The following is a 22,965-nucleotide window of genomic DNA, read 5'->3' as shown; positions in this document are numbered from 1 at the left end:
CTACAACCAAATACCCTTGCTTCGATCAAGACCTGGGGGATTCAATGGGAGCTGGCCGTATAGGACTTACCCGGGCGCAAAGATACGGTCTTTTTCTTTACTTGCAAAATTCAGGGACAGTTTTTTCCAAATACACCCCCTTTTGCGTATCTTTGCAGTGTCTGTTTGTCTTAGCGCAGACATGAAATTTGTCACTAGTCATTAGTCATTCGTAATTTGTCATTTGTAATTAGTATTTTGTAATTAGTAATTAGTAATTTATTATTAGTGTTTAGTATTTAATAATTTAACTATGAATATTGTAGATCGTTTTATCAAATATGCGCGAATAGATACGCAATCCGATGAAAACAGCACGCAGACTCCCAGTACCCCCAAGCAGTTTAATCTGGCAAAGGAAGTGGAGAAGGAAATGAATGAAATAGCCCTCTCCGACGTCAGTCTCGATAATAACTGTTATTTAATGGGCACATTGCCCTCCAACACTATCAAAAATATACCGGTAATAGGGTTTGTCGCCCATTTCGATACGAGTCCCGATATGAGCGGAGAGAATGTAAATCCCCGGATTGTCAAGAATTACGATGGAAAGGATCTCGTTTTGAACGAAGCTCTGAATATTGTTTCTTCTACGGCCGATTTTCCCGAATTGCTCGATCACGTCGGGGAAGATCTTATCGTAACCGATGGCACCACGTTGCTCGGGGCCGACGACAAGGCCGGCGTGGCGGAGATTATCACCGCGATGCAATATCTGATGGAGCATCCTGAAATCGAACATGGTAAAATCCGTATTGCTTTTACTCCCGATGAAGAAATCGGCCGCGGCCCCGATAAATTCGATGTGGCTAAATTCGGCGCCGAATGGGCGTATACCATGGACGGAGGTGAAGTGGGGGAGTTGGAGTATGAGAACTTCAATGCTGCTTCCGCCAAAATATCCATTCAGGGGCGGAATGTACATCCCGGATATGCCAAAAACAAAATGATTAATGCGTTGCATGTGGCGCAGGAGTTGGTAGACTTATTGCCCGCCGATGAACGTCCCGAAAATACCGAAGGGTATGAAGGTTTTTATCACCTTATCGGATTGAACGGAACGGTAGACGAGGCAAGCCTCTCGTTTATTATCCGCGATCATGACCGGCAGAAGTTCGAGTTGCGTAAAAAGGGTATCACCGATGTGGTCGCGACTCTTAATGTACGCTACAACAACCGTCTTAAACTCGATCTGCGCGATCAGTATTACAACATGCGCGAAAAGGTGGAGCCGGTGAAGCATGTCATCGATTATGCCGCCCGGGCCATGAAGGAATTAGGCATTCAGCCACACATCAAGCCCATCCGCGGGGGAACCGACGGCGCCCGGTTATCGTTTATGGGATTGCCTTGCCCCAATATCTTCGCCGGAGGGCTTAACTTCCACGGACGGCATGAGTTGTTGCCCATTCCTTCGTTGGAAAAAGCATCGCAAGTCATCGTAAAGATTGCCCAGCTTGTGGCACAAGATCACGAATAAATTCTATCCATAATGAAAAAAACTCCTTTTACCGATGTGCATATCTCTTTGGGAGCCAAGATGCACGAATTTGCCGGATATAATATGCCCATCGAATATACCGGCATTATCGACGAACACTTGACGGTGGTCAACAGTGTGGGCGTGTTTGATGTCTCGCACATGGGCGAGTTTTGGGTGAAAGGCCCTAACGCGCTTTCGTTTCTTCAGAGAGTAACCAGTAACGACGCGTCCACCCTCACTTTAGGAAAAGCGCAGTACACTTGTTTTGTCAACGAAAAGGGCGGCATTGTCGACGATTTGATCGTTTATTACTATGAGCCCGACAAGTATATGCTCGTGGTGAATGCTGCTAATATCGACAAGGATTGGGCTTGGTGCCGGCAGCATAATTCGGTGGGGGCTGAGCTGGAAAATGCGTCCGGGCATACCGCACAACTTGCCGTACAAGGGCCTAAAGCCAAAGACTCGTTGCAGAAACTCACCGATGTCGATTTGTCTTCCATTCCGTATTATTCTTTTGTTACCGGTCAGTTTGCGGGAGTAGAGAATGTGATTATCTCCAACACCGGATATACCGGCGCGGGCGGTTTCGAGTTGTATTTCTATCCCGAACACGGTAAGAAGATATGGGACGCGGTATTCGAGGCCGGCGCCGAATTCGGTATCAAGCCTGTCGGATTGGGAGCGCGCGACACGTTGCGCCTTGAGAGGGGATACTGCCTTTACGGGAATGATCTCGATGATACCACCTCTCCTTTACAAGCGGGGCTTGGATGGATTACCAAATTTGCCGACCATAAACCGTTTATCGGCAGGGAAGTGCTCGAAAAAGAAAAAGCGGCCGGCGTGTCGTGCAAGCTTTGCGCTTTTCGATTGATCGATAAAGGCATTCCCCGTCACGGTTATCCGATCGTTAACGCCGGCGATGAGGAGATCGGTCATGTAACCTCGGGCACGATGTCGCCCGTGCTCAAGTCGGGAATCGGAATGGGATATGTCAAACCCGACTATGCCAAAGCCGGTTCCGAAATCTTCGTGAAGATACGCAACCGGAACCTGAAGGCGGAAGTTGTGAAGCCTCCTTTCCGGAAATAACAGAGCGGATTTTCTGCCGATTCCTTTCTTCGAATCGGCTCAAACAGGAGATATTCCATAAAAAACCATCGGAGTCAATCGACCTCCGATGGTTTTTTAGTGCCTGCTAAGCCGGCTGTTAAAAGCGGTAGCGAATGCCCGCATACCCCGTTCTTCCCTGCTGCGCCGTATAGTTGTATTCGGTATCGAACTGAAGTCCGCCATATACGCCGGCCCGGTCATTGAACGGGTCATCGACATTCACCAGCAAATTCTTCGGAATATAATTAAAGATATTCTTCACTTCCCCATATATTTCCACATTTCCAACCCGGTAGGTCAGTTGCAGGTTCATCTTCATGAACCGGGGGGAACGTTCCGGCCGCGGATCGGTCATGGAGCCGGTTACCTTACCTTCGGCATCGAATGTTTCCATTGTCCCTTGCGTGGGGAGAAGCATCGGGCCCTTCCATTCGCCCGTCAAATCGACCGTAAACCGAGGGGTAAAGTCGTAAGCCGCACTATACACGCCCATCCATCTCGGCGAAAACTCAAAATCGCTTGCTTCTATCTTATCGCCCACTTTGTTGCCTTCGTCGTCCCTTTCGTATTCAAAAAGTTCCGCCTGGTTATACGAAACACCGGCCGTGAGCCGTAAGGGGAAGTTGAAGTTCAAGGCAATATCGACAGAAGCCCCGATATAGCGGGCATACTCGTCGCCATCCACATTGTAATATACCAGCGTGCGGTTGCGATCATCTCTTTTCGGATAAATTTTATTGAAAAAATGAGTGTAATACGCCCCCAGGCTATACGTCAGGCCGATGTCTTCGGTTGCGACACGTCCTTCATAATCGAGCGTTCCGCTTATCGATTTTTCGGGATTGAGGTTTTCACCGAATGTCGCTTCATATTGACCGCTCAAGGCGCGGTGATCCTCACTGAAGATGTTAACGACACGGTATCCGGTGCCCAGACTTGCCCGGAAAGCATTTTGGCTGTCGGGCGCATATTTAAACGCGACCCTTGGTGAATGTACCGCATTCTGATGGTTTCCGTTAGCCGATTCCGTTTGATCATAATCGAAACGATAACCCAACAGTAAGCTGGTTTTAGCGCTCATTTTCCATAAATCCTGAATGAAAACGCCGGGTAAAAACGTCTCGAAAGGTTTCGTTCCGTTATTCGAAGCGATGGTATTGTCCTTAAACCATACATAGCGGTAAGAAGCGCCGGCCAATAGGGTATGGGCTCCGAATTGGCGATCCCAAAAAGCCTGTCCGAAAGCTGTTTTCTGATGAGCCATGAAGAGTTCCGTTCCGTAAGCCGAATTCTGATCGTGCTGATTATAGGATGCCTGCAAGGTGACATTCTCTTTTATGGGGAGTTGCCATCTCCCTACGATTTCCAATCGGCTGGTATAGATGGATTCCTGATACTTCATATCCTCCGCAAAAGCCGCATCGGAATGGACGGCCGAAACCTCCTTTTTCCATTCGCTTCGGTCGCTTTCGTTTAAAAACCTTGGAACACGGAAGCCCTTTGCATACTTTTCATTATAAATTGAATACCCGTTCGGCAATACATAATCGCCGTTATACCCCCCGGAGTTACGGTCGTTGTCATACTCGTTATATTCTACGAAACCTCTATGAGCGGGGTCCCATCCGAGCTCTCCGCCATGACGGTCTTCGTTATAGTAACGCACGGAAATGCTGGCGGTCTTGTTATATTTTTGTTTAAAGTTCCATTTATTAAAGAACGACAGTCGTTGTTGCAACGTTTTATCCATAAAACCATCTTTGTCGAGGTCTTTAGGCGTGTTGTAGTAATAACCGTCTACATTGAAAATAGTCGATATGTTGTCGTTCATGTTGGCGCTGAATCCCGTGTTACCGGTAAGTTCCCCCCATGTCGAGGCATTGTAATCCAGAAAGAAGCGGGAAGCATTTTGTGCATCCTTGGTAATAATATTGATGACCCCGCCAATAGCTTCGGAGCCATAAAGCGAAGAGGCCGCTCCTTTTACAATTTCCACTCGGTTGATGATGCTGTTCGGAATGCCGCTCATGCCGTAAACGGACGAAAGAGAACTGACGATAGGCATTCCGTCGATCAATATCATGGTATAAGGACCTTGCATGCCGTTAATTCCAATGTCGGACGTATTGCACATGTTGCAATTTATCTGCGGATTGATTCCGTTGACCTGATAAAGTGCGTCTAACACATTCGAGGTGACATTCCTTTGAAATATTTTGGATGAAATAATGGTGACGGGCACCGGACTTTCCGACTTGCGCACTTCTTTAAGCGTTCCGGTAATGACCACTTCCTCCAGGTTCTCGGAACTGCTCTCGAGGGTAAAGTTTTTTATGACCTTCGCGCTGCCGATGGTGAGTTTCGTTTTTTGCGTATTATAGCCCAGATACATTACTTCCACCTCCCAGGTGCCGAAAGGAATATTCGGTACGACATATTCTCCTTTTTTATCGGTAGAAACCCCGATACCCAGTTTGGGAATTTGTACGGAAGTCCATTCCATAGGCTCCCCTTCCGTGTTGAGTACCCGCCCTGTTAAGCTGCCGGTTTGTGCGTAAGCACCTATGCCGGCAAATATGAGACAGAGCGTCAATAACAGTTTATTTCTTAACATAGTTCTATATATTTAATTGGATTTAGAGCCGCAAAGGTAATAAGTTAGACTAAACTAACAAAATTATTCTAACTTTTTTATTCGTGGAATCTAATTTTTCCGTATTTTTGCTCCATGATATCCCAGACAGAAGAAAATTATCTGAAAGTTCTTTACGCATTAGCCATCACTCATGGTGAAGCCTCTGTGAACGACATCGGCAAGGAATTGCAAATAAAGATGCCGACAGTGAACAGTATGATAAAGCGGTTGGCGAAAAAGAATCTGGTCGTCTACGAGAGTTATAAGCCGATTAAGCTCACCGAAGAAGGGAAAAAAGCCGCGGCGTTGATTATCCGGAAGCATCGGTTAACGGAGATGTTTCTGGTGGAAAAGATGGGTTTTGCTTGGGATGAAGTTCATCATATCGCCGAGCAGATCGAACATATCCAATCGCCTAAGTTTTTTGCCAAGATGGATGAAATACTCGGTTATCCCAAGGTCGATCCGCATGGTTCGCCTATTCCCGATGTCTACGGGGTGATGAAAATAGAGTCGTATGTCACGCTGAAAGAATGCAAGCCCGGCGAAGAAGTCACACTTATGGCCGTTCATCCATCTTCCAAAGAACTATTGAAATTCCTCAGTCAGAAAGAACTGGAACTGGGTACCCGCATCATGGTAGAAACCGTAGAGCCGTTTGACGACAGCATGACGGTGAGTTATGCCGGCCGTCCATCGGAAGTGCTGAGCAGTAAAGTCACGTCGCGCCTACTGGTAAGTACCGAAGAATTGTAAATAAATGACCTTCCGCCTTGAATTTTTTTTTCGTTATTATTGTTAGTTCAATCTAATTTCGTAATTTTGCCGTTCTAAACAGTGCGGAAGAAAAAATAGAAAGAAACGGATATGCATTTAGGATTATTACAAAAGGGACAAACAGCAGTTGTAACAGGCTTATCGCCCGCTTGTAGAAAAGAAGTACGGCAACGGTTGCTGGACTTGGGGTTTGTGAAAGGCGCGGAAATCAGGGTGCAAAACATCAGTCCGTTAAACGACCCTGTGTCGTATAATATATACAATACATTGATTTCCCTACGCAGGAACGATGCCGCAAATGTGTTGATTGAAATAAAGGAACAGAACGTATGAAGATGAATACGATGTGCGATGTGTGCGAATTGAACGCTTCCGCCAAATTGAAAAAACTGGGGGATGCCGCCGATAGGTCCGATTACACGATCGCTTTGGCCGGAAATCCGAACACGGGCAAGAGTACGGTCTTTAATGCACTCACCGGCTTAAAACAACATACCGGCAATTGGCCGGGCAAAACGGTCGTCCGGGCCGAAGGAAGTTTTTCGTACGATGGACGTAAGTTTAAAATCGTCGATCTGCCGGGCACGTATTCGCTTTTATCTACGTCGGAAGACGAGGAGGTGGCGCGCGACTTCGTGTTGTTCGGGAAACCCGACGTGACGGTGGTGGTGGTCGATGCCAGCCGCCTGCAACGCAACCTGAGCCTGGTCTTGCAAATTCTTGAGATCACGCCGAGGGTGGTGCTTTGCCTTAATTTGATGGATGAGGCCCGACGGCATCATATCACGATAGATGTGCGCACGTTGTCGCGCGATTTGGGCATTCCGGTGGTCGCCGCCAGCGCGCGTTCCAAAGAAGGTATTCCCGAATTGTTGAAGACCGTCCATCAAATGGCGACGGGAAGCGTGTGGCCTTCAAAGAAAACCGTTCTTCATACGCCGGACAAAACCGGTCGCGCGATTGATGAGGTGGCGCACGCGTTATCCGAACTCGATCCCGCTTTGCCCAATACGCGTTGGCTTGCGATGCGGTTGATGGAGGAGGATTCGAGCATTATAACCGCTTTGCAAAAAGAAGAACTGTCCCCGAAAATAGACGAAGAAAAGCTCAAACCGGTGCTGGAGTTGGCTTCGACTTACCGCGAAGAGTTAGGCGACACCTACCGGAACGATTTGGTGGAGGCCATTTATGCCCGTTCGGCGCAGATTGTAAAAGGCTCTGTGGCGTCGGATACCTCACAGCGCTCTTTTCGTGTAGACCGCGCTATCGATAACATCGTCACGCATAAAATATGGGGATTCCCCATCATGTTTTTATTGTTGGGAATCGTCCTTTGGATAACGATCGTAGGAGCCAACTACCCCTCTCAATGGCTGTCGGGGTTATTGTTGGGCAATATATATCCTTTTCTGAAAAGCGGCGCCCAAAGCTTAAACTTTCCATGGTGGTTAAGCGGATTTTTGATCGATGGCGTGTATATGTCCACCGCATGGGTGGTGTCGGTGATGCTGCCGCCTATGGCGATCTTCTTCCCGCTGTTTACGTTGCTGGAAGATTTCGGATATCTGCCCCGTGTGGCGTTTAACCTCGACCGGATTTTCAAGACGGCGGGAGCGCACGGAAAACAAGCGCTGACAATGACGATGGGATTCGGATGCAATGCCGCCGGAGTTGTCGCTACACGGATCATCAACAGTCCTCGCGAAAAGCTGATAGCCATCCTGACCAACAACTTCTCGCTTTGTAACGGACGATGGCCGACGCAGATTTTGCTGGCGACTATTTTTCTGGGCGCATTGGCTTCTCACGGCGGAGCACAGGTCATTCCCGTGCTGGCGGTGGTTTGCGTGGCGGTGTTGGGGATACTTTTCACATTTTTCACTTCGTGGCTTTTGTCGAACACCCTTTTAAAGGGAGCTTCCTCTTTCTTCACGTTGGAACTTCCTCCTTACCGGCCCCCGAAATTATGGCAAACGTTATACACTTCTTTTATCGACCGGACATTAATCATTCTGGGACGCGCCGTAGTGTTCGCAGCGCCTGCCGGAGCGATTATTTGGCTTATTTCCAATATCAACGTCTCGGGTCAGAGTGTGGCGTTATGGTTGATACAAGGTTTGGACCCGGTGGGACTGTTTATCGGCTTAAACGGAGTGATTCTCTTGGCGTATATCGTGGCCATACCGGCGAACGAGATTGTTATCCCCACTATTCTTATGCTTACGGCATTGGTGGTGGGCTCAACAGGGGTGGGTAACGAGGCCGGGGTATTGTTCGAAGCGAGCGATTCGCAAGTGGCTGTTTTATTGCAAGCGGGCGGATGGACGACATTGACGGCTGTGAACGTCATGCTGTTCAGTTTACTCCATAATCCGTGCAGTACCACTATTTACACGATTTACAAAGAGACCGGAAGCCGCAAGTGGACGACCGTCGCTACCTTGCTGCCTGTATTGTACGGGGTCATTGTTTGCTTTTTGTGTACTCGTATTTGGAATTATTTTTCGTAATCATCAATCATCAATCGACAATCATGAATTAATCATCGATTTTTTCGTTAATTTTGCACCGCGAATAATACACACACATTCATAAACGAACGTATGTCTAAAAAAACCGTCATTGCGACGAATCTGTTTTTCTTATTAGGAATCCTTATTTTAGGATGGATGGTGTATCGCTTGGGACTACAAACCATTCTTGCCAACATCGCTCAAACGGGGTGGTGGTTTGCGGGCATCATCGGGATATGGGCGGTCGTGTATGCCATCAATGCCGTTTCGTTCCACATTATTATCCGCGACGGGAGCCCGGAGACTTGCAAGATATCTTTTCTGAAGACTTACAAACTCATCATCAGCGGTTTTGCGGTGAATTATGTAACGCCTTTAGGCTTGCTCGGCGGAGTTCCTTATAAGATCCTTCAACTCGAACCCGACTTGAAAATACAGAAAGCGACCTCGTCGGTACTGCTTCATACCCTCATGCAATTCGTGTCGCATTTTATCTTTTGGATGATATCCATTCCGCTGTTGGTCTTGATTGTTCCGGTGTTGACATTGCCGGTAAAGATTCTCTTGTGGATTGCCGCGATTGCGTCGCTGTCGTTGTTGTATTGGTCATTTACCGTTTATACGCGGGGGCTGGTTAGCCGAGCTTTATCGTTAGGCCTGAAGATACCCTTTGTCGGTAAAAAAGTAAGGGCTTATAAAGCAGCGAACAAGGAGAAAATCGAACAAATGGATTTCCTGATAGCCGACTTATATAAGAACCGGAAAAAAGATTTTATCGCCTCCCTGTCTCTCGAACTCTTATCGCGGTTTGTGCTTTGTATCGAGGTGGTGCTGATGATGCATCCGATCGGTTATCCGATCACCTTCTCTCAGAGCGTGCTCACCGAATCGGTGTCGTCAATGATTGCCAACCTGTTCTTTTTTATGCCTTTGCAGTTGGGCGCGAGGGAAGGAGGCTTTGCGTTGGCTTTCGGAATACTTTCCATTCCCGTGGCTTACGGCGTGTATGTGAGTATTTGCATGCGTATCCGTGAATTCTTCTGGACGATTGTCGGACTGGGATTGATTAAAGTCAAACTTCCCGGCAAGAAGACCCGTTCCGATTAAAAGAATAAACAAAACATATCACATTCGGAAATTTTAAAACAGCTTCTTAAACCACAAGGAATATTTTCTGTTGGTTTACCCATTCAACAGACTTTATAGGTATTCCGTCGCGAAGGTTTGCCCGTTCAACAAGTTTTATAGGCATCTTGTCATGAAAGTTTGTCCATTCAACAAGTTTTATAGGCATTCCGTCGTGCGGGTTTACCTGTTCAACAAGTTTTACAGGCATTCCGTCGTGCAAGTTTATCCATAAAACAAACTTTGCGGTCATTTCAGCGCAAACATCTGCCTGTCCAACAAATTTTACGGGCAACCTGCTACAAATGTTTAACCATCCAACAACCGTTAACCCCAACCCGCCACAAACATTTGCCCAGTGTAGAAGTGAGGAATCAATATCAACCGGATGTTTTTTATACCATAATGATGGTATTTTTTAGTATAAACTGTCAGATCATTTATTTTTAAAACTATTTCATATATCTTTGCACAAAGAAGATCGAAAATGGGTCACAAAGAAAAATTGATCATAAAAGAAGTCAACAAGAAGAATAAAAGTGAGTGGAGCCGCTTTTATTCTTCTTATTATGCCGCTTTGTGTGTGTATGTATCAAAATTCATCGAAGATACCGATGCCGTAGAAGATCTTGTTCAGGATATCTTCATCAAAATATGGGAAAGCGATCACCTGTTTGAGAGTCATGAAGAATTAACCAACTATTTATACCGGGCGTGCTATAATAACGCCTTATTGTATATTCGGGATCATCAAATCAGGAGTTCGATTCTCAGCGTATTGGCAAAAGAAGAGGATTTGTCTGTTTCGCAAGACGATGAACTGTATATATTAACCGTAAAAGAAGAAATAATCCGGCAATTATATTACTATATAGAGAAACTTCCTACCGAGCAACGGCGCATTATTTTATTGAGGGTCGAAGGCCGTTCATGGAATGAAATAGCCGAATACCTGGGCGTCAGCATTAATACCGTTAAAACACAAAAGGCCCGGAGTTACAAATTCTTGCGTGAAAATTTACAAAATTCGCCTTATATCGTCCTTCTCTTTTTATTTTTCCCTTAATTAAGAATCTTCTTACTGTTTTTACTTCCGGAATCTCTTTTTTCCTTTTCGGAAAATAGTAAGTTTATAGCTATTTTCCGGTTAAAATGATATGCCTATAAGTTTATTTGTTTCCTTAATGGATGGAAAAGAATAAAAAATACATCTTTTTGTCACCCCTTTTTCGTGTCTATGTATAGTAAGTATATGTAGTAATAAAAGCTATCAATATAAAAAGAATGAAAAAAGAGAAAGATATATACCGGGATGCGGCTTTAATAAGAAAAATTATTTGCGGAGAAGCGAATGATTTGGAAAAAAATGAATTTGAGAAGCGCATCAAGGAAGATCCGGATCTCGAAGAAGTCTATAAACAAATACAAGATAAATCGTATTTGCAATCCCATTTCGAGAATTATCGGAAATATTCCTGGGAGAAGGCCTATGTTCGCTTTTTGCAACAAATTCAAGATAAAAGCAAGCCTTCCCGTGTTTTACCCATCCGTCGCAGGTGGACCGTAGCTTCAGTTGCGGTGGTCGCTGTCGTACTCATTTCTTTCTCGACGTTGCATTATTATCAATCGAAAACTCAAACGGAGTTGCATACGAATGTGATCAATCCGGGAACCAAAAAAGCTAAATTGTCTTTGGGCGATGGAGGTATCATCGATGTGGACAAACAAAAAGTCGACATGATCGTCGATGGTGTCAGGGTCAGGTATAGAGAAGGGGTGCTATCTTATGAGCCGACAAACGATACCCGTTTGCAAACCAAAGAATCCGCGAAAGCGGCTTCACAAGCGAACGAACTTTTCATTCCCCGCGGAGGCGAAAATACCTTAATCCTTTCCGATGGAACCAAGGTTCGCTTAAACGCCAGTTCAAAGCTGACGTATCCTATTCGGTTTACGGGCGACCGGCGGGTTGTTACCTTGGAAGGCGAAGCCTATTTTGATGTAAGTAAAGATGAAAAACATCCGTTTGTTGTTCAAACTCGCTTCGGAGAGATCGTTGCCCTGGGCACTTCATTCAACGTGAGTGCTTATAATGACGCTGAGACGTGCTACACAACGTTGATTGAAGGGAAAGTACAACTTTCTACGCTGGATAAACAAACTCTCATACTGTTGCCGGGAGAGCAAGCTATTATTTCGAATGGAGAAATACAGAAGAAGCTGGTTCAGATTAAAGAAAGCATCGGTTGGGTAACCGGAGTGTACACCTTCGATAACCAATCGTTGGGAGATATAATGACCACATTCGAAAAGTGGTATGATATCGATGTCCATTATGAAGTTCCGGCTTTACAGCAAATTACATACAGTGGTAATATAAAACGCTATAATACGATCAATGTATTTCTTGAGGCGTTAGAACTGACCGGTGATTTGGGATATAAAATAGAAGGTAAAAATATTTGGATATATAATAAGAAATAAATCCAAGGGATAATAATTAAGTATAAGCAGATCATTTTTATGAAAAGAGAACGATTGTTTTTAGTGGTTATCGTCACACTCTTTTGCACGGTCAGTTCATGGGCGATTCCCCCTGATGACCGGACGGTGACATTGAAGTTGAATAATGTTTCTGTAGAAACATTTTTGAACGCGTTGAAAGCCCAAACCGGAGTGGATATGCTCTATAATTCTCAGATTTTCGATGGAATCTCGAGAGTATCCGTATCTGTCAATAATGAAAAATGGGAGACGGTTCTGAAGAATGTGCTCACTTCACGGGGGTTGAAATATACCATTACCAACGGAATAGTTGTTATTCGTCCGCAACAGGCAGACAAGCAAATTACGGTTCGGATAATCGACGAAGAGGGAAAACCTTTGCCGGGAGCAACTATTTTAATAGAACGGCAAGGAGGTCAAAACCAATATGCGATGGCAAACGATAATGGATTAGCGACTTTTATTTCTACTGAAAAAGACAAATCCATTACGGCCTCATTCATCGGATATGAAAAATTAGCGATGAAAGTGTCACCTAAAAAAAACGATTATTTATTTCGGTTGCAATCCGACAATGTATTAAAAGAGGTTGTTGTAACCGGTATCTTTAATAAACCGAAAGTCAGTTTTACCGGCGCCGCAACGATTATAAGCCAAAAAGAATTGAATATGGCGGGGAATCGGTCGCTATTGAAATCCTTATCCAATATTGATCCGTCTTTCGACATACAGGAGAATAATCAATATGGCTCTGACCCGAATAAGAAACTAAGTATTGAGATCAGGGGTAAGTCGAGCTTGTCACCGAATGTTCAAAATATCAATAATTTGCAAGATGATGTTCGGAATGAATATAATTTGCCGCTATTTATTTTAGACGGATTTGAGGTTACTTCCGAACGTGTGATGGATATGAATCAAGCAGATGTAGAATCGGTCGTTATTCTGAAAGATGCGAGTGCTACCGCTATTTATGGTTCGAGAGGAGCTAACGGAGTGGTCGTAATTACGTCCATTAAACCCAAAATGGGTAAAGTAAGGGTCAGTTATAATGTCGGGCTTAACCTCGAGATACCTGATTTGTCGAGCTATAACCTGATGAATTCATTCGAGAAGTTGGAAACGGAAAAAGCGGCAGGTTTGTATACCAGCGACAATTTATCGCAACAAATGCAACTGGATGCGATCTATAATCAAAACTTTAAAGCGGCGCAAGAGGGCGTAAATACGGATTGGATACGCAAACCTCTGCGCTACGGATTGGGCCAATATCACCGGCTGACGCTCGGGGGAGGCACCAGTGATTTCCGGTATAATTTGAATTTTTCATACAATCAGATTAAAGGAGCGATGAAAGGTTCCCAACGCGACAATATGAATGGAGGAATACAGATTTCTTATTTATTAAAAAAGATTCGTTTTACCAACGATTTAACAGTCGGCCTCAACGATGCAAGTGAAAGCATGTACGGAGACTTTTCTGAGTATATTAGGTTGAACCCTTATTGGAAACCGTATGATGAAAATGGCAAAGCGATTTACTCTTATTCTTTTCCCCGTTTTAATCATCCTATTTATAATCCCTTGTATGACGCAGAGCAAACAAGTTTTACGAACACTGAATATTTGAATGTTCGCAATACAACGAATATGAGTATCGATTTATACTCGGGGCTTCGTGCGGATGTCAGTCTGGGCCTTACCCAACAACGCAGTACCTATAATGTGTTTCATTCGCCGAAATCATATATCGGAGCAACTCTAAACGGCTGGTATTCGCGTACGAATGCGAAGATGAATTCCTATCAGTTGGCATCGACCCTTAGTTGGGCCAAGGTATGGGGCAAACACTCGGTGTATGCCGGATTTAATTGGCAATTAATAGAAACAAAGAAAGAAGATATGCAGGTACACGTCACCGGATTCTTGAACGATTATATGAATGATATATCCAATGGCACCTCCTACTATGGCGAAAAGCCGAAGTCGGGCGAGTCAACCATCCGAAGTACCGGATTTACATCGACTATCAACTATAATTATGACAACCGGTATTTCTTCGATACTTCCTATCGATTGGACGGAGCTTCTTCCTTTGGAGCTCAAAGTCGATGGGCTCCTTTTTGGTCTGTCGGGGTCGGATGGGAGTTTGCCCGGGAAAAGTGGCTCAAGTCGGTCTTTCCTTTCTTGTCCTCCGGTAAATTCCGCTATTCCTATGGTGTTACCAGTACGCTCAATTTTGCTCCTTACGAGGCCTATATGACCTATAGTTATTATAATGAACAATACAACGGACTCATTGGCGCGTCTATCATAGGATATGGAAATCCCAAATTGGGATGGCAGGATACCCGGCAACATAATTATGGTGTGGATATGGGCTTTTTTAATAATCGGATTACTCTCTCGGCCAACTATTATCAAAAAATTACATCCAATTTATTGACCGATGCGTATCTTCCCATATCACACGGTTACACCAGTTATAAAGAAACCCTGGGAGCTTTGGAAAATACAGGACATGATATTACGGTAGGTTTTAATATTCTCCGAATTCCGGAAAAAGATATTACCTGGTCGGTGCGTGTAAGTACCTATTCCAATAAAAATATCATCTTAGAGCTATCGGATGCAATCAAAAAGATTATGAGTGACAGCGAAAAGGAGAATTACACAAACAGTGTATTATATATGTATAAGGAGGGTTATTCCTTGGATGAAATCTATGTGATTCCTTCGGTCGGCATCGATCCGGAATCGGGAAACCGGCTATATCTGAACGAAGACGGTAGCATCGTTACAACGAGCAGTTATGTAAAAAAAATAGCGGTGGGTAATTCGCAACCGAAATATAACGGACGTCTGGGAACCAATTTCCGATGGAAGGGATTGCTTATTGATCTGGGTTTCGGTTACCGGTTGGGAGGAAAAAAACTCAATAACACCTTATTAACAAAGGTGGAAAACGCGGATATCAAGTGGAATCAAGACAAAAGAGTTATGCAGTTGCGCTGGAGACAGCCCGGAGATGTGGCTGCATATAAAAATCTGGCCAGTACCGAACCCACTTATCCGAACAATCTTTTTGTGTTTACGGAAAATACATTTACGTTCAATAGCGTAAATGTGACCTACGATTTACCGATCTCCTGGATAAAGCATTTTCGGATGGAACGTTTATCGCTGACTGCTTCGATTACCGATCTATTCTATATTTCCAATATAGAACAGGAACGGGGAACGAACTATCCTTATACAATCAAGCCGACATTTTCATGCTCATGCACATTCTAACGAATCAACAAAAAGAAAAAACAATGAAAAGGAAAATAGTAACGATTGCGATATGCACACTGTTCGTTGTTGTAAACAGTTCGTGCGACGACTGGTTGACTGTCCAACCCAAGAATATGACCACTAAAGAAAAAATGTTTGAAAGCGAAGGTGGATTCGAAATGGCTTTAGTGGGCCTTTATGTAACCCTACAAGGAATTTACACGCCGGGTTTTATCATGATGGGAGGTAAGGGAATAGAAACAATGACCCACAATTATGCGGAGTCTCTTTCTTCTACGACGACTTATACCTACCAGTTGTATAGTCATAACTATACCGACGCAGAGGTGGATAAGGAGTTTAGTTATTTGTTTCAGCATTATTATAGAATAATTGCCAATGCCAATGCATTGTTGGATGGACTCGAGCAACAGGACAATGTATTGAGCGCCGATAAAGCGGCGTTGATCGAAGGAGAAGCGCTGGCGATCCGTGCATTTTGTCATTTCGAATTGCTCCGTTTGTGGGGGCCGGTACCGACCCGGGTAGATGCCCAAAAAAAATATTTGCCCTATGTGAAAATTTTATCGACATCTAATTATGAGTATGTAACGTATGAAGAGTATGTCGAACTGCTTTTCTCCGACTTTAACCGGGCCGAAGAGCTTCTCGATTCTTCCGATCCGATCAAGAACTATTCGAACTCCGACTTAAACAGCAGTTATAATTCTATCAAAGGATATTCCGAAACATTTTGGTATTACCGTCAAAAGAGATTCAACTTATATGGAGTAAAAGCTTTATTGGCTCGCCTCTATTTATGGACGGGTAATAAAACGAAAGCCTATAATTATGCAAAAGAAGTGTTGGAGGCAAAGAATCCCACGGGAGAAGCTAAATTTACGTTAGGTTCTCAAGCCAATATTAATAAATCGGATTACACGTTCTTTTCCGAGCACTTAATCGGAATGTATCTGTATGAATTTGAAGATAAAAACGGCAATTTTAAAGGGGAGAATGCCTTTCTGGTAAATACACGCGACGTAATTACCGATAAACTCTATGCAAATGAAACGGATTTGCGTTTAAAGTTATTTGCTCTCAGTTCTTCCTCTACCTTCGGCTCGGTTTATGGGACCCAGAAATTTAGTAAATTTAAAAGCTCCGATAATACCGATAAATCGGTTCCCTTAGTCCGTTTGTCCGAAATGTATTTAATATTAATTGAAACCGCCCCTCTTGCGGAGGCCAATAGTTATTATCAGGCTTTTCGGTCTGCACGGGAAACCTCTAACATACCCTTAACCGAAGATACCCGCCTGGAAGAAATGGTGAAGGAATATGTCAGGGAGTTTTTTTCCGAAGGACAGAGTTTTTTCGCTCATAAGCGATTGAACAGGACAACGCTATTTCTTTCCGGAGCGACGATCGAAGAAAATGAATATATTTTACCGATTCCCTCGGTCGAGTTGGGATTTTATTAATTGAAAAAGATATGAAGAAGTTTTTTTACACGATAATGTATGCTGTCATAGTATTGGCTTCTTGTGAGCAAGTTGAGCTAAAGCCCTATGAAGGCGATCCCTATGTGGGCTTTTATGATCCCCGGGGATTTTATATGAAACAACTGCAAAGTGCAGAAACCAATTTCGTTTATATGGATGAGTCTATTGTACGGGATACCGTCTGGTTCAAGATTGTTGCGAAAGCCAGTATACCTCCGGCGGATTATCATGTTAAAATAAGGGCTTATAAAAACGAAATATCCTATTTAACCAATTTGAAAGAAGCAGAACCGGGAATTCATTATGTTCCCTTTGACAGTAAAGAGATGGAAGACTTTTTGATTTTGAAGAAGGGTCATTTGTATGATTCCATACCGGTTATCTTATTGCGTGATCCTTCGTTGAAAGAGGAAGGGCGCCGGCTTACCCTTCGCATCACGGACTCGGAAGACCTGAAGGCCTCCGACCGGTTGGCTGATGACGACCAATCGCATACTTTTGTGGTTGTTTATATGGCTGATTGTTTCTTGGAGCCTGCGAATTGGAAATATTCCAGTTTGGGTTTAGGAAAGTATGGCCCCGTTAAGCACCAATTCATGGTCGAACAATCCGGTGAACGATGGGACAATAATTTTATCTCTACGTTAGATCGCTATGATAAGACCTATTATGCATTCAAATTCCGGAATGCGTTGGTATTGGAAAATCAAAAACGGGCTGCCCAGGGATTGCCGAAACTGAAAGAAAAGGATGGTACGGATGTCGAATTCTCATAGATTACAAAAATGTATTGCTCTAAAAAAAGAAAACTGATGAAGATAATCAAATATTATTTTGCGCTCGTAATGCTCTGCTTGCTCTCAGCTTGCATCGATAGCCGGGATGATATCTATAATGAATTGCCCGACATTGAAATCGCAAACTTGGAAAGTGTCCCTTCCGAAGTCCTTTACAATGAAGTTCTTTACATAGACCCAACGGTTAAGTACGGTGACTCGCAAGATAAAGAAGCGTTCGATTTTCTCTGGTATAAGGGAGTCGGCTCATCCCTCAAACTGCTGTCGGAAGAACCGGTGCTGGAGCAAAAAATGGATAGTTTGGGGACTTGGAATATCTATCTTAAAATAATCCATAAGACGACTCAACTGTCCTCGCTTGCCACCCTGTCTGTTAAAGTAAACAGCCAAACTGAACGCGGGTGGTATGTGCTGAAAGAAAATGCGGAAGGAAATACCGATCTGGACTTCTTTAAAACGGCTGAAGATGGAAAGATTACTCCAGATGCAATGGCCGATTTGATTGGAAGAGAAAATGCTTTGAAAGGAGTTCCCAAAGGGATTATGTTTACCAATAATTTTCGCTGGAAAAGTCCGGGAAGTACTTCTTTCACCACTTATATTAATACGCTTATCCCGTTCTCTGAGAAAGAAGTGGGGGCGTTAAGGATAAATGACAGTAAACTGATGGAAACGACAGACAATTTGTTTTTCGAGAAATCGGTCGATGCCTCGTATGGCTTTTCGGGGGGAATCGGAGCCCCTCAACAGGCGCTACTGCTTAATAACGGTAACGCTCATTTGATGCAAGCAGGTATGCAAGCTTTCCTTCCCGCCGTGTTTGGGGACTACGCCTTATCTCCTCATTTCACTTTATCGAACGCTTACGGGTCCTATATACTCGGATTCGATGAATTAAGTGAATCTTTCATTTATGTGAAATTATTGAGTTCATCGATATTTCCTTTCCCTCAAAAACAATTGGAGAATAGTCGCCTTTCGATTAGTTCGAACAATATGAAAGGACGTATTTCCTTTTTAGAAAATACCGACGGAAGCTTGAATCCTCAAAATACGTCGTATGCGCAACGGGCTTACGCTATTTTTCATGAAAACAGCCGGAATGATCGAAGCTTGTTGCTGGGACTGGATTTGGCGCAAATTGACGCTGGGCAAACAACCTACGGAAGCGCTCAGTTTAATCCGATTATGACAGCCGATACATTAAACTATCGTGTCTACCCGGAGATAGAAAAATCCGAAATCTTTACATTGCATAAGAATTATCCGATTTTATATTTTGCTTATGGAAATAAAATCGGTTCTTATTCTATTGAAATGATTGAACAGAATAGATATAAAAAAGAAATACTGGCGTATCCTTCGGAGGAAAAAATTTCCTATATGCACTTTATCGAATGCATGTTTGACACCAATTCCTTTAGTTACCTCGTTGTTGCTACATATACGGCGGACGGGAATTATAAAATATACCGTTATAAAATAGCCGGGAATGATGTTACACAAGTCGGCAGCCCGTTAACTGGACGTGGAAAGGTGAAAACAATAAGATACATAGCCCCTTCCTCTTCCATCATGTTTTACTTATATAGATATTATTAGCAAATGCAATTTACCATATCATTAAAAAAAAGAATTTAGTATGAAAAAAATGTTTTTTATTATTTGTATTGTATTGGGTGTTACCTCGATAAATGCGCAGGAAGCATTTACTTTGTCAATCAAGGTAAACGATATCCAACCGGGTTATAAGGCTTTCCTATTGTATAAAAGTATTGAAAAGGATATCAGCGTACGCGTAGACTCAGTCGATTGTATCGATGGAAGGTTCGAGTTTGAAGGTGTCACAAAATATCCTCAAATAGCTTATATGTATGTTGTTCCGGGCAATGCCGATTTTATGGAGACCATCAATTATAGTCCCGGCACGCGTATTTATTTGCAAGAAGGGCATATTTACGCTACCGCCGATAAAGATATAAGAACGAACCTGAAAGTCGGAGGAACACGTTTAAACGACGAATTACAATCCTATAATAACATCGTCAATGTTTTTACCGAAAAATATAAAAAGTTAAACGAACAGGGACGAATCGCTGTTCAGCAAGGGGATACCGTTACTCAAAGACGAATCGGTGAAATTTCTAAAGAAATAGCTCAAGAAAAAGACAGTGCGGAATTGGCTTATTTTATAAATAATCTGGATTCTGAAATAGCCCTTGAATGGCTCAAGAGTAAATATAACGTCGTTCAAGAAAAAACAGAAGCGCAAAAAATGCTGGATAAAATGAGCGAGCGTATTAAGAACTCGAGATCCGGAAAGGCTTATCAAGCATTGTTGGATTCTACGCAAGGGGTAGAAGAAGGGGCTTTGGCGCCCGTTTTTACCGCACAAAATTTAGAAGGAGACAGTATTTCGTTGGATGCGTTCAGAGGAAAGTATGTGTTACTCGACTTTTGGGCTTCATGGTGCGGACCGTGCCGGCGTGAAAATCCTAACTTGGTAAAAATGTTCGACAAATATAAAACAAAGGATTTCGTCATTGTCGGATTTTCAATGGATGACTCCAAGAATGCATGGCAAAACGCAGTCAGTAAAGATGGATTGCCTTGGGTGCAATTGTCTGATTTGGCCGGCAACGATAGTCCGATTGCCTATCTTTATGGAATTAGTTTCATCCCTTCTAATTTTTTAATCGATCCGTCCGGTAAAATTCTTGCCCTGAACTTGCGCGGGAAAGAACTGGAAGAAAAGTTGGCCGAAATATTAACGAACTGATTCATATCCGGAGATGCTTATAAACAAGTATTACAAGTTGCTTTTTCTGTATGTGTTTGTTTTCTTTTGTATTTTGCAGACGAGTACTGCGCAAGAAGCAACACCTGTCGTATTTGAAGATTATAGTCATTTGGCAGAAGATATTCTCCGTCTTTTAAAACAAGACGGAAGAATATCTTCCTTTACCGGCATGTCCGAATTGAAAAATAAAACGAAGGATGTCGAAGAAAGCAAGAGGGTGCCGGTAAAGATACAAAAAGGTAAAAAACGATCGCTGCACGCGGCAAAGATGATTCATAAAACAAAGAAGGGTGTATTGATGGTCTGTAAATATATTCCTGCTTTGCAACGTAACGAGAGAGTTGCAATCGGAGCAACCGCGATCGTTCTTTCCGAAGACGGAGTGTGTGCCACAAATTGTCATGTTCTTCAACAATTAATCGATAAGAACTATTCTTTGACTCCGGCGGATAGTATTGTATTTGTAGCTACGTCCGAAGGGGAAGTCTTTCCTATCGTTTCCATCCTTACCTATAATAAAACGGCCGATTTGGCATTGTTTCAGATAGATTGCGGGAATAAACCATTAACCCCTGTTCCTCTTGGAAAAGATATCGCTGTGGGAGAAACGGTCCATGCATTGACTCATCTGGAAGGCTTTCCCTTTTTTTATTCCAAAGGAGTTGTGGCGCGTAATGTGACTACAAACCCGCAAGATCCGTTTACAAATAAGACGGAGATTACGGCCGATTTCGCAAAAGGATCGAGCGGAGGCCCCATTTTGGATGATTCCGGCAATTTAATATCTATGGTATCCTCCACTCAATCTATTTACTACACCGATCGTCCGCAAATGGATTTACAGATGGTCGTAAAAACCACCATTCCGGTTTCTTCTCTTCAAAGATTGATAAAAGTAATTCATTGAAGGAAAAGTCGAAGGAAGGGAGATAGGGCGATAAACCGACTGTTGCTCGTAGCGATGCCCTTGGTGGCGGTAAATTAAAAATAGAATTGTAATCCGATGGTCGCCTGGTGGGCTTTCGGTCCTTTGCCTTCCCTGAAAAGGCTCAAGGGAGTATAGGATACGAACACACCGAAGTCGTTTATGCCTGCCTGCGCCATCACATCGAAAGTGACGGGACGGATATTCAGGTCGCCGGGTAATTTGGTCTTTTGTTTTTTGCCGTTCTGGTCGTTTTGCCAAATCTTCGATGATGAAGCGGTCTTCACTTTGCCCACAATACCGGCATTCAAGAACAGGTGCGATCCGCGGCCGATATTCCAGTTCGTTTCGATCAATAGTGGAAAGGTAAGATAGGTATAATGCAGGCGCGATTTGTTGTACTCCGTTCCGGGGGCGGTAGTCGTGACAACCGACGTGTAATCCTGCACTTCGATGGCTTTGTTGCTTTGCAGATGAACGGAGTTGAACTGTATTCCCATGCCGGTTATGCCGATGAAAGGACTGTTTCCCAATCGTCCCGATGCTTCTATCAGGTTAAGATTGAATTGCAGCGAGCGGCTGTTATTGAGTATCGATACCAATTCTCCGCCGGGTAAATCCACGAATCCCACTCCGAAGCCGTCCCAATGTGCACGGCTTTCGCGGCGTTTGCTTTTGGGCTTGAAAATGTCGGGGATGGAAATGTCGAAAGAACTTTCGTAACGTCGCTCGATGCTTTTATTTTCGGTGAAAATACCTTCGTAAATCTTATGGCTTTGCAGCGTGTCGCCTTGAGCGTTGAGTTGATAGACGGAAACGTTCATCTCGTCGCCGGAATCGTCGATGACCACTCTGCGATTATTATACTGAAAAGTCGTGTCGGCCGGAACGAGCGGCGAAGCGCTCAGGTACAAAACCGGCAAAAGGAAAGCGATGAGGCATGTAATTTTTTTCATTGTTTGAATGTGTTTACTGATTGAACTGTATATCTACTAAATAATTATAGTGAAAAATTATTTTCTTTTGATGAACAACCGGTTGATAAGCGCTTCCGATTCGGGACCGCCCTCCATGTAGATGAGGGTGGCGGTGCCGTCTCCGGCCATTTTAAAAAGAATGTACCGGTGGATGCGGTCTTCCTTGGCCGGCAGTTGGTAATATCCCGATGAAATGATGCCATTGCTGATGACCTCCTTTATTTCGCGCGCCTGTTTTTTATCGGCTTGCAAGCAATTTTGGATATCGTTAAGAATGGCTTTGTCATATTCGATGGTGATGCTCCGGTATTTGTCCAGCCGGTAGTCGTGTAGCGCTTCGCCGGAAAGGACCACCATCGTGGCGCCTTTTTGCTTGCCGTATTTTTCGAACACCGATTGTATCTTCAATCCTTCCTGCGCCTGGGCCGCAAAAACGGTGAGCGTCAGGAGGATTGTTATAAAAGTAAGCGTGAATGTCGTTGTTTTCATCTT

The 22,965-nt window shown here is 43.8% G+C and carries 18 protein-coding genes; 14 read left to right on the top strand and 4 right to left on the bottom strand.

Going from position 1 to position 22,965, the window contains the following annotated elements; translation table 11 throughout:
* Positions 1-292 precede the first annotated feature (292 nt).
* A complete protein-coding gene (pepT, locus tag ABNK31_RS10450; protein ID WP_418892471.1) occupies positions 293-1,519 on the top strand; it encodes a peptidase T in 1,227 nt (408 codons plus the stop codon).
* Between the two features lie 12 nt (positions 1,520-1,531).
* Positions 1,532-2,617, top strand: coding sequence for a glycine cleavage system aminomethyltransferase GcvT (gcvT, locus tag ABNK31_RS10445; protein WP_418892470.1), 1,086 nt, complete (start codon positions 1,532-1,534; stop codon positions 2,615-2,617).
* A gap of 118 nt (positions 2,618-2,735) precedes the next feature.
* Here gcvT and ABNK31_RS10440 read toward each other — a convergent pair whose 3' ends face one another.
* The gene (locus tag ABNK31_RS10440; protein ID WP_418892469.1) at positions 2,736-5,252 is read right to left on the bottom strand and encodes a TonB-dependent receptor; all 2,517 of its coding nucleotides are present in this window, start codon (positions 5,250-5,252) and stop codon (positions 2,736-2,738) included.
* A 114-nt stretch (positions 5,253-5,366) separates the two neighbouring features.
* Between ABNK31_RS10440 and ABNK31_RS10435 the strand changes: the two genes are divergently transcribed.
* From ABNK31_RS10435 to ABNK31_RS10420, 4 genes are all read left to right on the top strand, one after another.
* Positions 5,367-6,029: a metal-dependent transcriptional regulator gene (locus tag ABNK31_RS10435; RefSeq protein ID WP_418892468.1), complete on the top strand. Its 663-nt coding sequence runs from the start codon at positions 5,367-5,369 to the stop codon at positions 6,027-6,029.
* Positions 6,030-6,140: 111 nt separating this feature from the next.
* Positions 6,141-6,383 carry a FeoA family protein gene (locus tag ABNK31_RS10430; RefSeq protein WP_418892467.1) on the top strand — a complete coding sequence of 81 codons (243 nt, stop codon included), beginning with the start codon at positions 6,141-6,143 and terminating at the stop codon, positions 6,381-6,383.
* Positions 6,380-8,560, top strand: a complete 2,181-nt coding sequence (gene feoB, locus ABNK31_RS10425) for a ferrous iron transport protein B (protein WP_418892466.1) — start codon at positions 6,380-6,382, stop codon at positions 8,558-8,560. Before ABNK31_RS10430 ends, feoB begins: the two co-directional genes overlap by 4 nt.
* 93 nt (positions 8,561-8,653) lie before the next feature.
* Entirely contained in the window at positions 8,654-9,670 is a 1,017-nt protein-coding gene (locus ABNK31_RS10420; protein WP_418892465.1) for a lysylphosphatidylglycerol synthase domain-containing protein, read from the top strand.
* A gap of 46 nt (positions 9,671-9,716) precedes the next feature.
* Here ABNK31_RS10420 and ABNK31_RS10415 read toward each other — a convergent pair whose 3' ends face one another.
* Entirely contained in the window at positions 9,717-9,941 is a 225-nt protein-coding gene (locus ABNK31_RS10415) for a hypothetical protein (protein WP_418892464.1), read from the bottom strand.
* Positions 9,942-10,175: 234 nt separating this feature from the next.
* Here ABNK31_RS10415 and ABNK31_RS10410 point away from each other — a divergent pair, with 234 nt between their 5' ends.
* From ABNK31_RS10410 to ABNK31_RS10375, 8 genes are all read left to right on the top strand, one after another.
* A complete protein-coding gene (locus tag ABNK31_RS10410) occupies positions 10,176-10,754 on the top strand; it encodes an RNA polymerase sigma-70 factor (RefSeq protein WP_418892463.1) in 579 nt (192 codons plus the stop codon).
* A gap of 218 nt (positions 10,755-10,972) precedes the next feature.
* Complete coding sequence (locus tag ABNK31_RS10405) at positions 10,973-12,172, top strand: FecR family protein (protein WP_418892462.1); 1,200 nt, start codon at positions 10,973-10,975, stop codon at positions 12,170-12,172.
* 39 nt (positions 12,173-12,211) lie between these two features.
* Positions 12,212-15,487 (top strand): SusC/RagA family TonB-linked outer membrane protein, encoded by a 3,276-nt coding sequence (locus ABNK31_RS10400; RefSeq protein ID WP_418892461.1) that lies wholly within the window; start codon positions 12,212-12,214, stop codon positions 15,485-15,487.
* A gap of 23 nt (positions 15,488-15,510) precedes the next feature.
* Entirely contained in the window at positions 15,511-16,953 is a 1,443-nt protein-coding gene (locus ABNK31_RS10395; RefSeq protein WP_418892460.1) for a RagB/SusD family nutrient uptake outer membrane protein, read from the top strand.
* Between the two features lie 11 nt (positions 16,954-16,964).
* Entirely contained in the window at positions 16,965-17,750 is a 786-nt protein-coding gene (locus ABNK31_RS10390; protein WP_418892459.1) for a DUF4843 domain-containing protein, read from the top strand.
* Between the two features lie 36 nt (positions 17,751-17,786).
* Positions 17,787-19,373 (top strand): PKD-like family lipoprotein, encoded by a 1,587-nt coding sequence (locus ABNK31_RS10385; protein WP_418892458.1) that lies wholly within the window; start codon positions 17,787-17,789, stop codon positions 19,371-19,373.
* Between the two features lie 40 nt (positions 19,374-19,413).
* Positions 19,414-20,550 carry a redoxin domain-containing protein gene (locus tag ABNK31_RS10380; protein WP_418892457.1) on the top strand — a complete coding sequence of 379 codons (1,137 nt, stop codon included), beginning with the start codon at positions 19,414-19,416 and terminating at the stop codon, positions 20,548-20,550.
* Positions 20,551-20,563: 13 nt separating this feature from the next.
* Positions 20,564-21,478: a S1 family peptidase gene (locus ABNK31_RS10375; RefSeq protein ID WP_418892456.1), complete on the top strand. Its 915-nt coding sequence runs from the start codon at positions 20,564-20,566 to the stop codon at positions 21,476-21,478.
* 74 nt (positions 21,479-21,552) lie between these two features.
* Here ABNK31_RS10375 and ABNK31_RS10370 read toward each other — a convergent pair whose 3' ends face one another.
* Positions 21,553-22,452 (bottom strand): hypothetical protein, encoded by a 900-nt coding sequence (locus tag ABNK31_RS10370; protein WP_418892455.1) that lies wholly within the window; start codon positions 22,450-22,452, stop codon positions 21,553-21,555.
* 57 nt (positions 22,453-22,509) lie between these two features.
* Entirely contained in the window at positions 22,510-22,962 is a 453-nt protein-coding gene (locus tag ABNK31_RS10365; RefSeq protein ID WP_418892454.1) for a DUF6108 family protein, read from the bottom strand.
* Positions 22,963-22,965: the final 3 nt, after the last annotated feature.

This window comes from Limibacterium fermenti, from assembly GCF_041902845.1.
Taxonomy (GTDB): domain Bacteria; phylum Bacteroidota; class Bacteroidia; order Bacteroidales; family Dysgonomonadaceae; genus Limibacterium; species Limibacterium fermenti.
The sequence above is the reverse complement of the archived record's forward strand: the minus strand, read 5'-3'. Positions and strand labels throughout refer to the sequence as shown.

What these genes read in the sequence shown, in the direction of transcription:
- ABNK31_RS10430 (WP_418892467.1), top strand. Translation starts at nt 6,141, where the DNA reads ATGCATTTAGGATTATTACAAAAGGGACAAACAGCAGTTGTAACAGGC.
- ABNK31_RS10400 (WP_418892461.1), top strand. Translation starts at nt 12,212, where the DNA reads ATGAAAAGAGAACGATTGTTTTTAGTGGTTATCGTCACACTCTTTTGC.
- feoB (WP_418892466.1), top strand. Translation starts at nt 6,380, where the DNA reads ATGAAGATGAATACGATGTGCGATGTGTGCGAATTGAACGCTTCCGCC.
- ABNK31_RS10395 (WP_418892460.1), top strand. Translation starts at nt 15,511, where the DNA reads ATGAAAAGGAAAATAGTAACGATTGCGATATGCACACTGTTCGTTGTT.
- pepT (WP_418892471.1), top strand. Translation starts at nt 293, where the DNA reads ATGAATATTGTAGATCGTTTTATCAAATATGCGCGAATAGATACGCAA.
- ABNK31_RS10420 (WP_418892465.1), top strand. Translation starts at nt 8,654, where the DNA reads ATGTCTAAAAAAACCGTCATTGCGACGAATCTGTTTTTCTTATTAGGA.
- ABNK31_RS10385 (WP_418892458.1), top strand. Translation starts at nt 17,787, where the DNA reads ATGAAGATAATCAAATATTATTTTGCGCTCGTAATGCTCTGCTTGCTC.
- ABNK31_RS10375 (WP_418892456.1), top strand. Translation starts at nt 20,564, where the DNA reads ATGCTTATAAACAAGTATTACAAGTTGCTTTTTCTGTATGTGTTTGTT.
- ABNK31_RS10410 (WP_418892463.1), top strand. Translation starts at nt 10,176, where the DNA reads ATGGGTCACAAAGAAAAATTGATCATAAAAGAAGTCAACAAGAAGAAT.
- ABNK31_RS10365 (WP_418892454.1), bottom strand. Translation starts at nt 22,962, where the DNA reads ATGAAAACAACGACATTCACGCTTACTTTTATAACAATCCTCCTGACG.
- ABNK31_RS10435 (WP_418892468.1), top strand. Translation starts at nt 5,367, where the DNA reads ATGATATCCCAGACAGAAGAAAATTATCTGAAAGTTCTTTACGCATTA.
- ABNK31_RS10380 (WP_418892457.1), top strand. Translation starts at nt 19,414, where the DNA reads ATGAAAAAAATGTTTTTTATTATTTGTATTGTATTGGGTGTTACCTCG.
- ABNK31_RS10370 (WP_418892455.1), bottom strand. Translation starts at nt 22,452, where the DNA reads ATGAAAAAAATTACATGCCTCATCGCTTTCCTTTTGCCGGTTTTGTAC.
- ABNK31_RS10415 (WP_418892464.1), bottom strand. Translation starts at nt 9,941, where the DNA reads ATGACCGCAAAGTTTGTTTTATGGATAAACTTGCACGACGGAATGCCT.
- ABNK31_RS10440 (WP_418892469.1), bottom strand. Translation starts at nt 5,252, where the DNA reads ATGTTAAGAAATAAACTGTTATTGACGCTCTGTCTCATATTTGCCGGC.
- ABNK31_RS10390 (WP_418892459.1), top strand. Translation starts at nt 16,965, where the DNA reads ATGAAGAAGTTTTTTTACACGATAATGTATGCTGTCATAGTATTGGCT.
- ABNK31_RS10405 (WP_418892462.1), top strand. Translation starts at nt 10,973, where the DNA reads ATGAAAAAAGAGAAAGATATATACCGGGATGCGGCTTTAATAAGAAAA.
- gcvT (WP_418892470.1), top strand. Translation starts at nt 1,532, where the DNA reads ATGAAAAAAACTCCTTTTACCGATGTGCATATCTCTTTGGGAGCCAAG.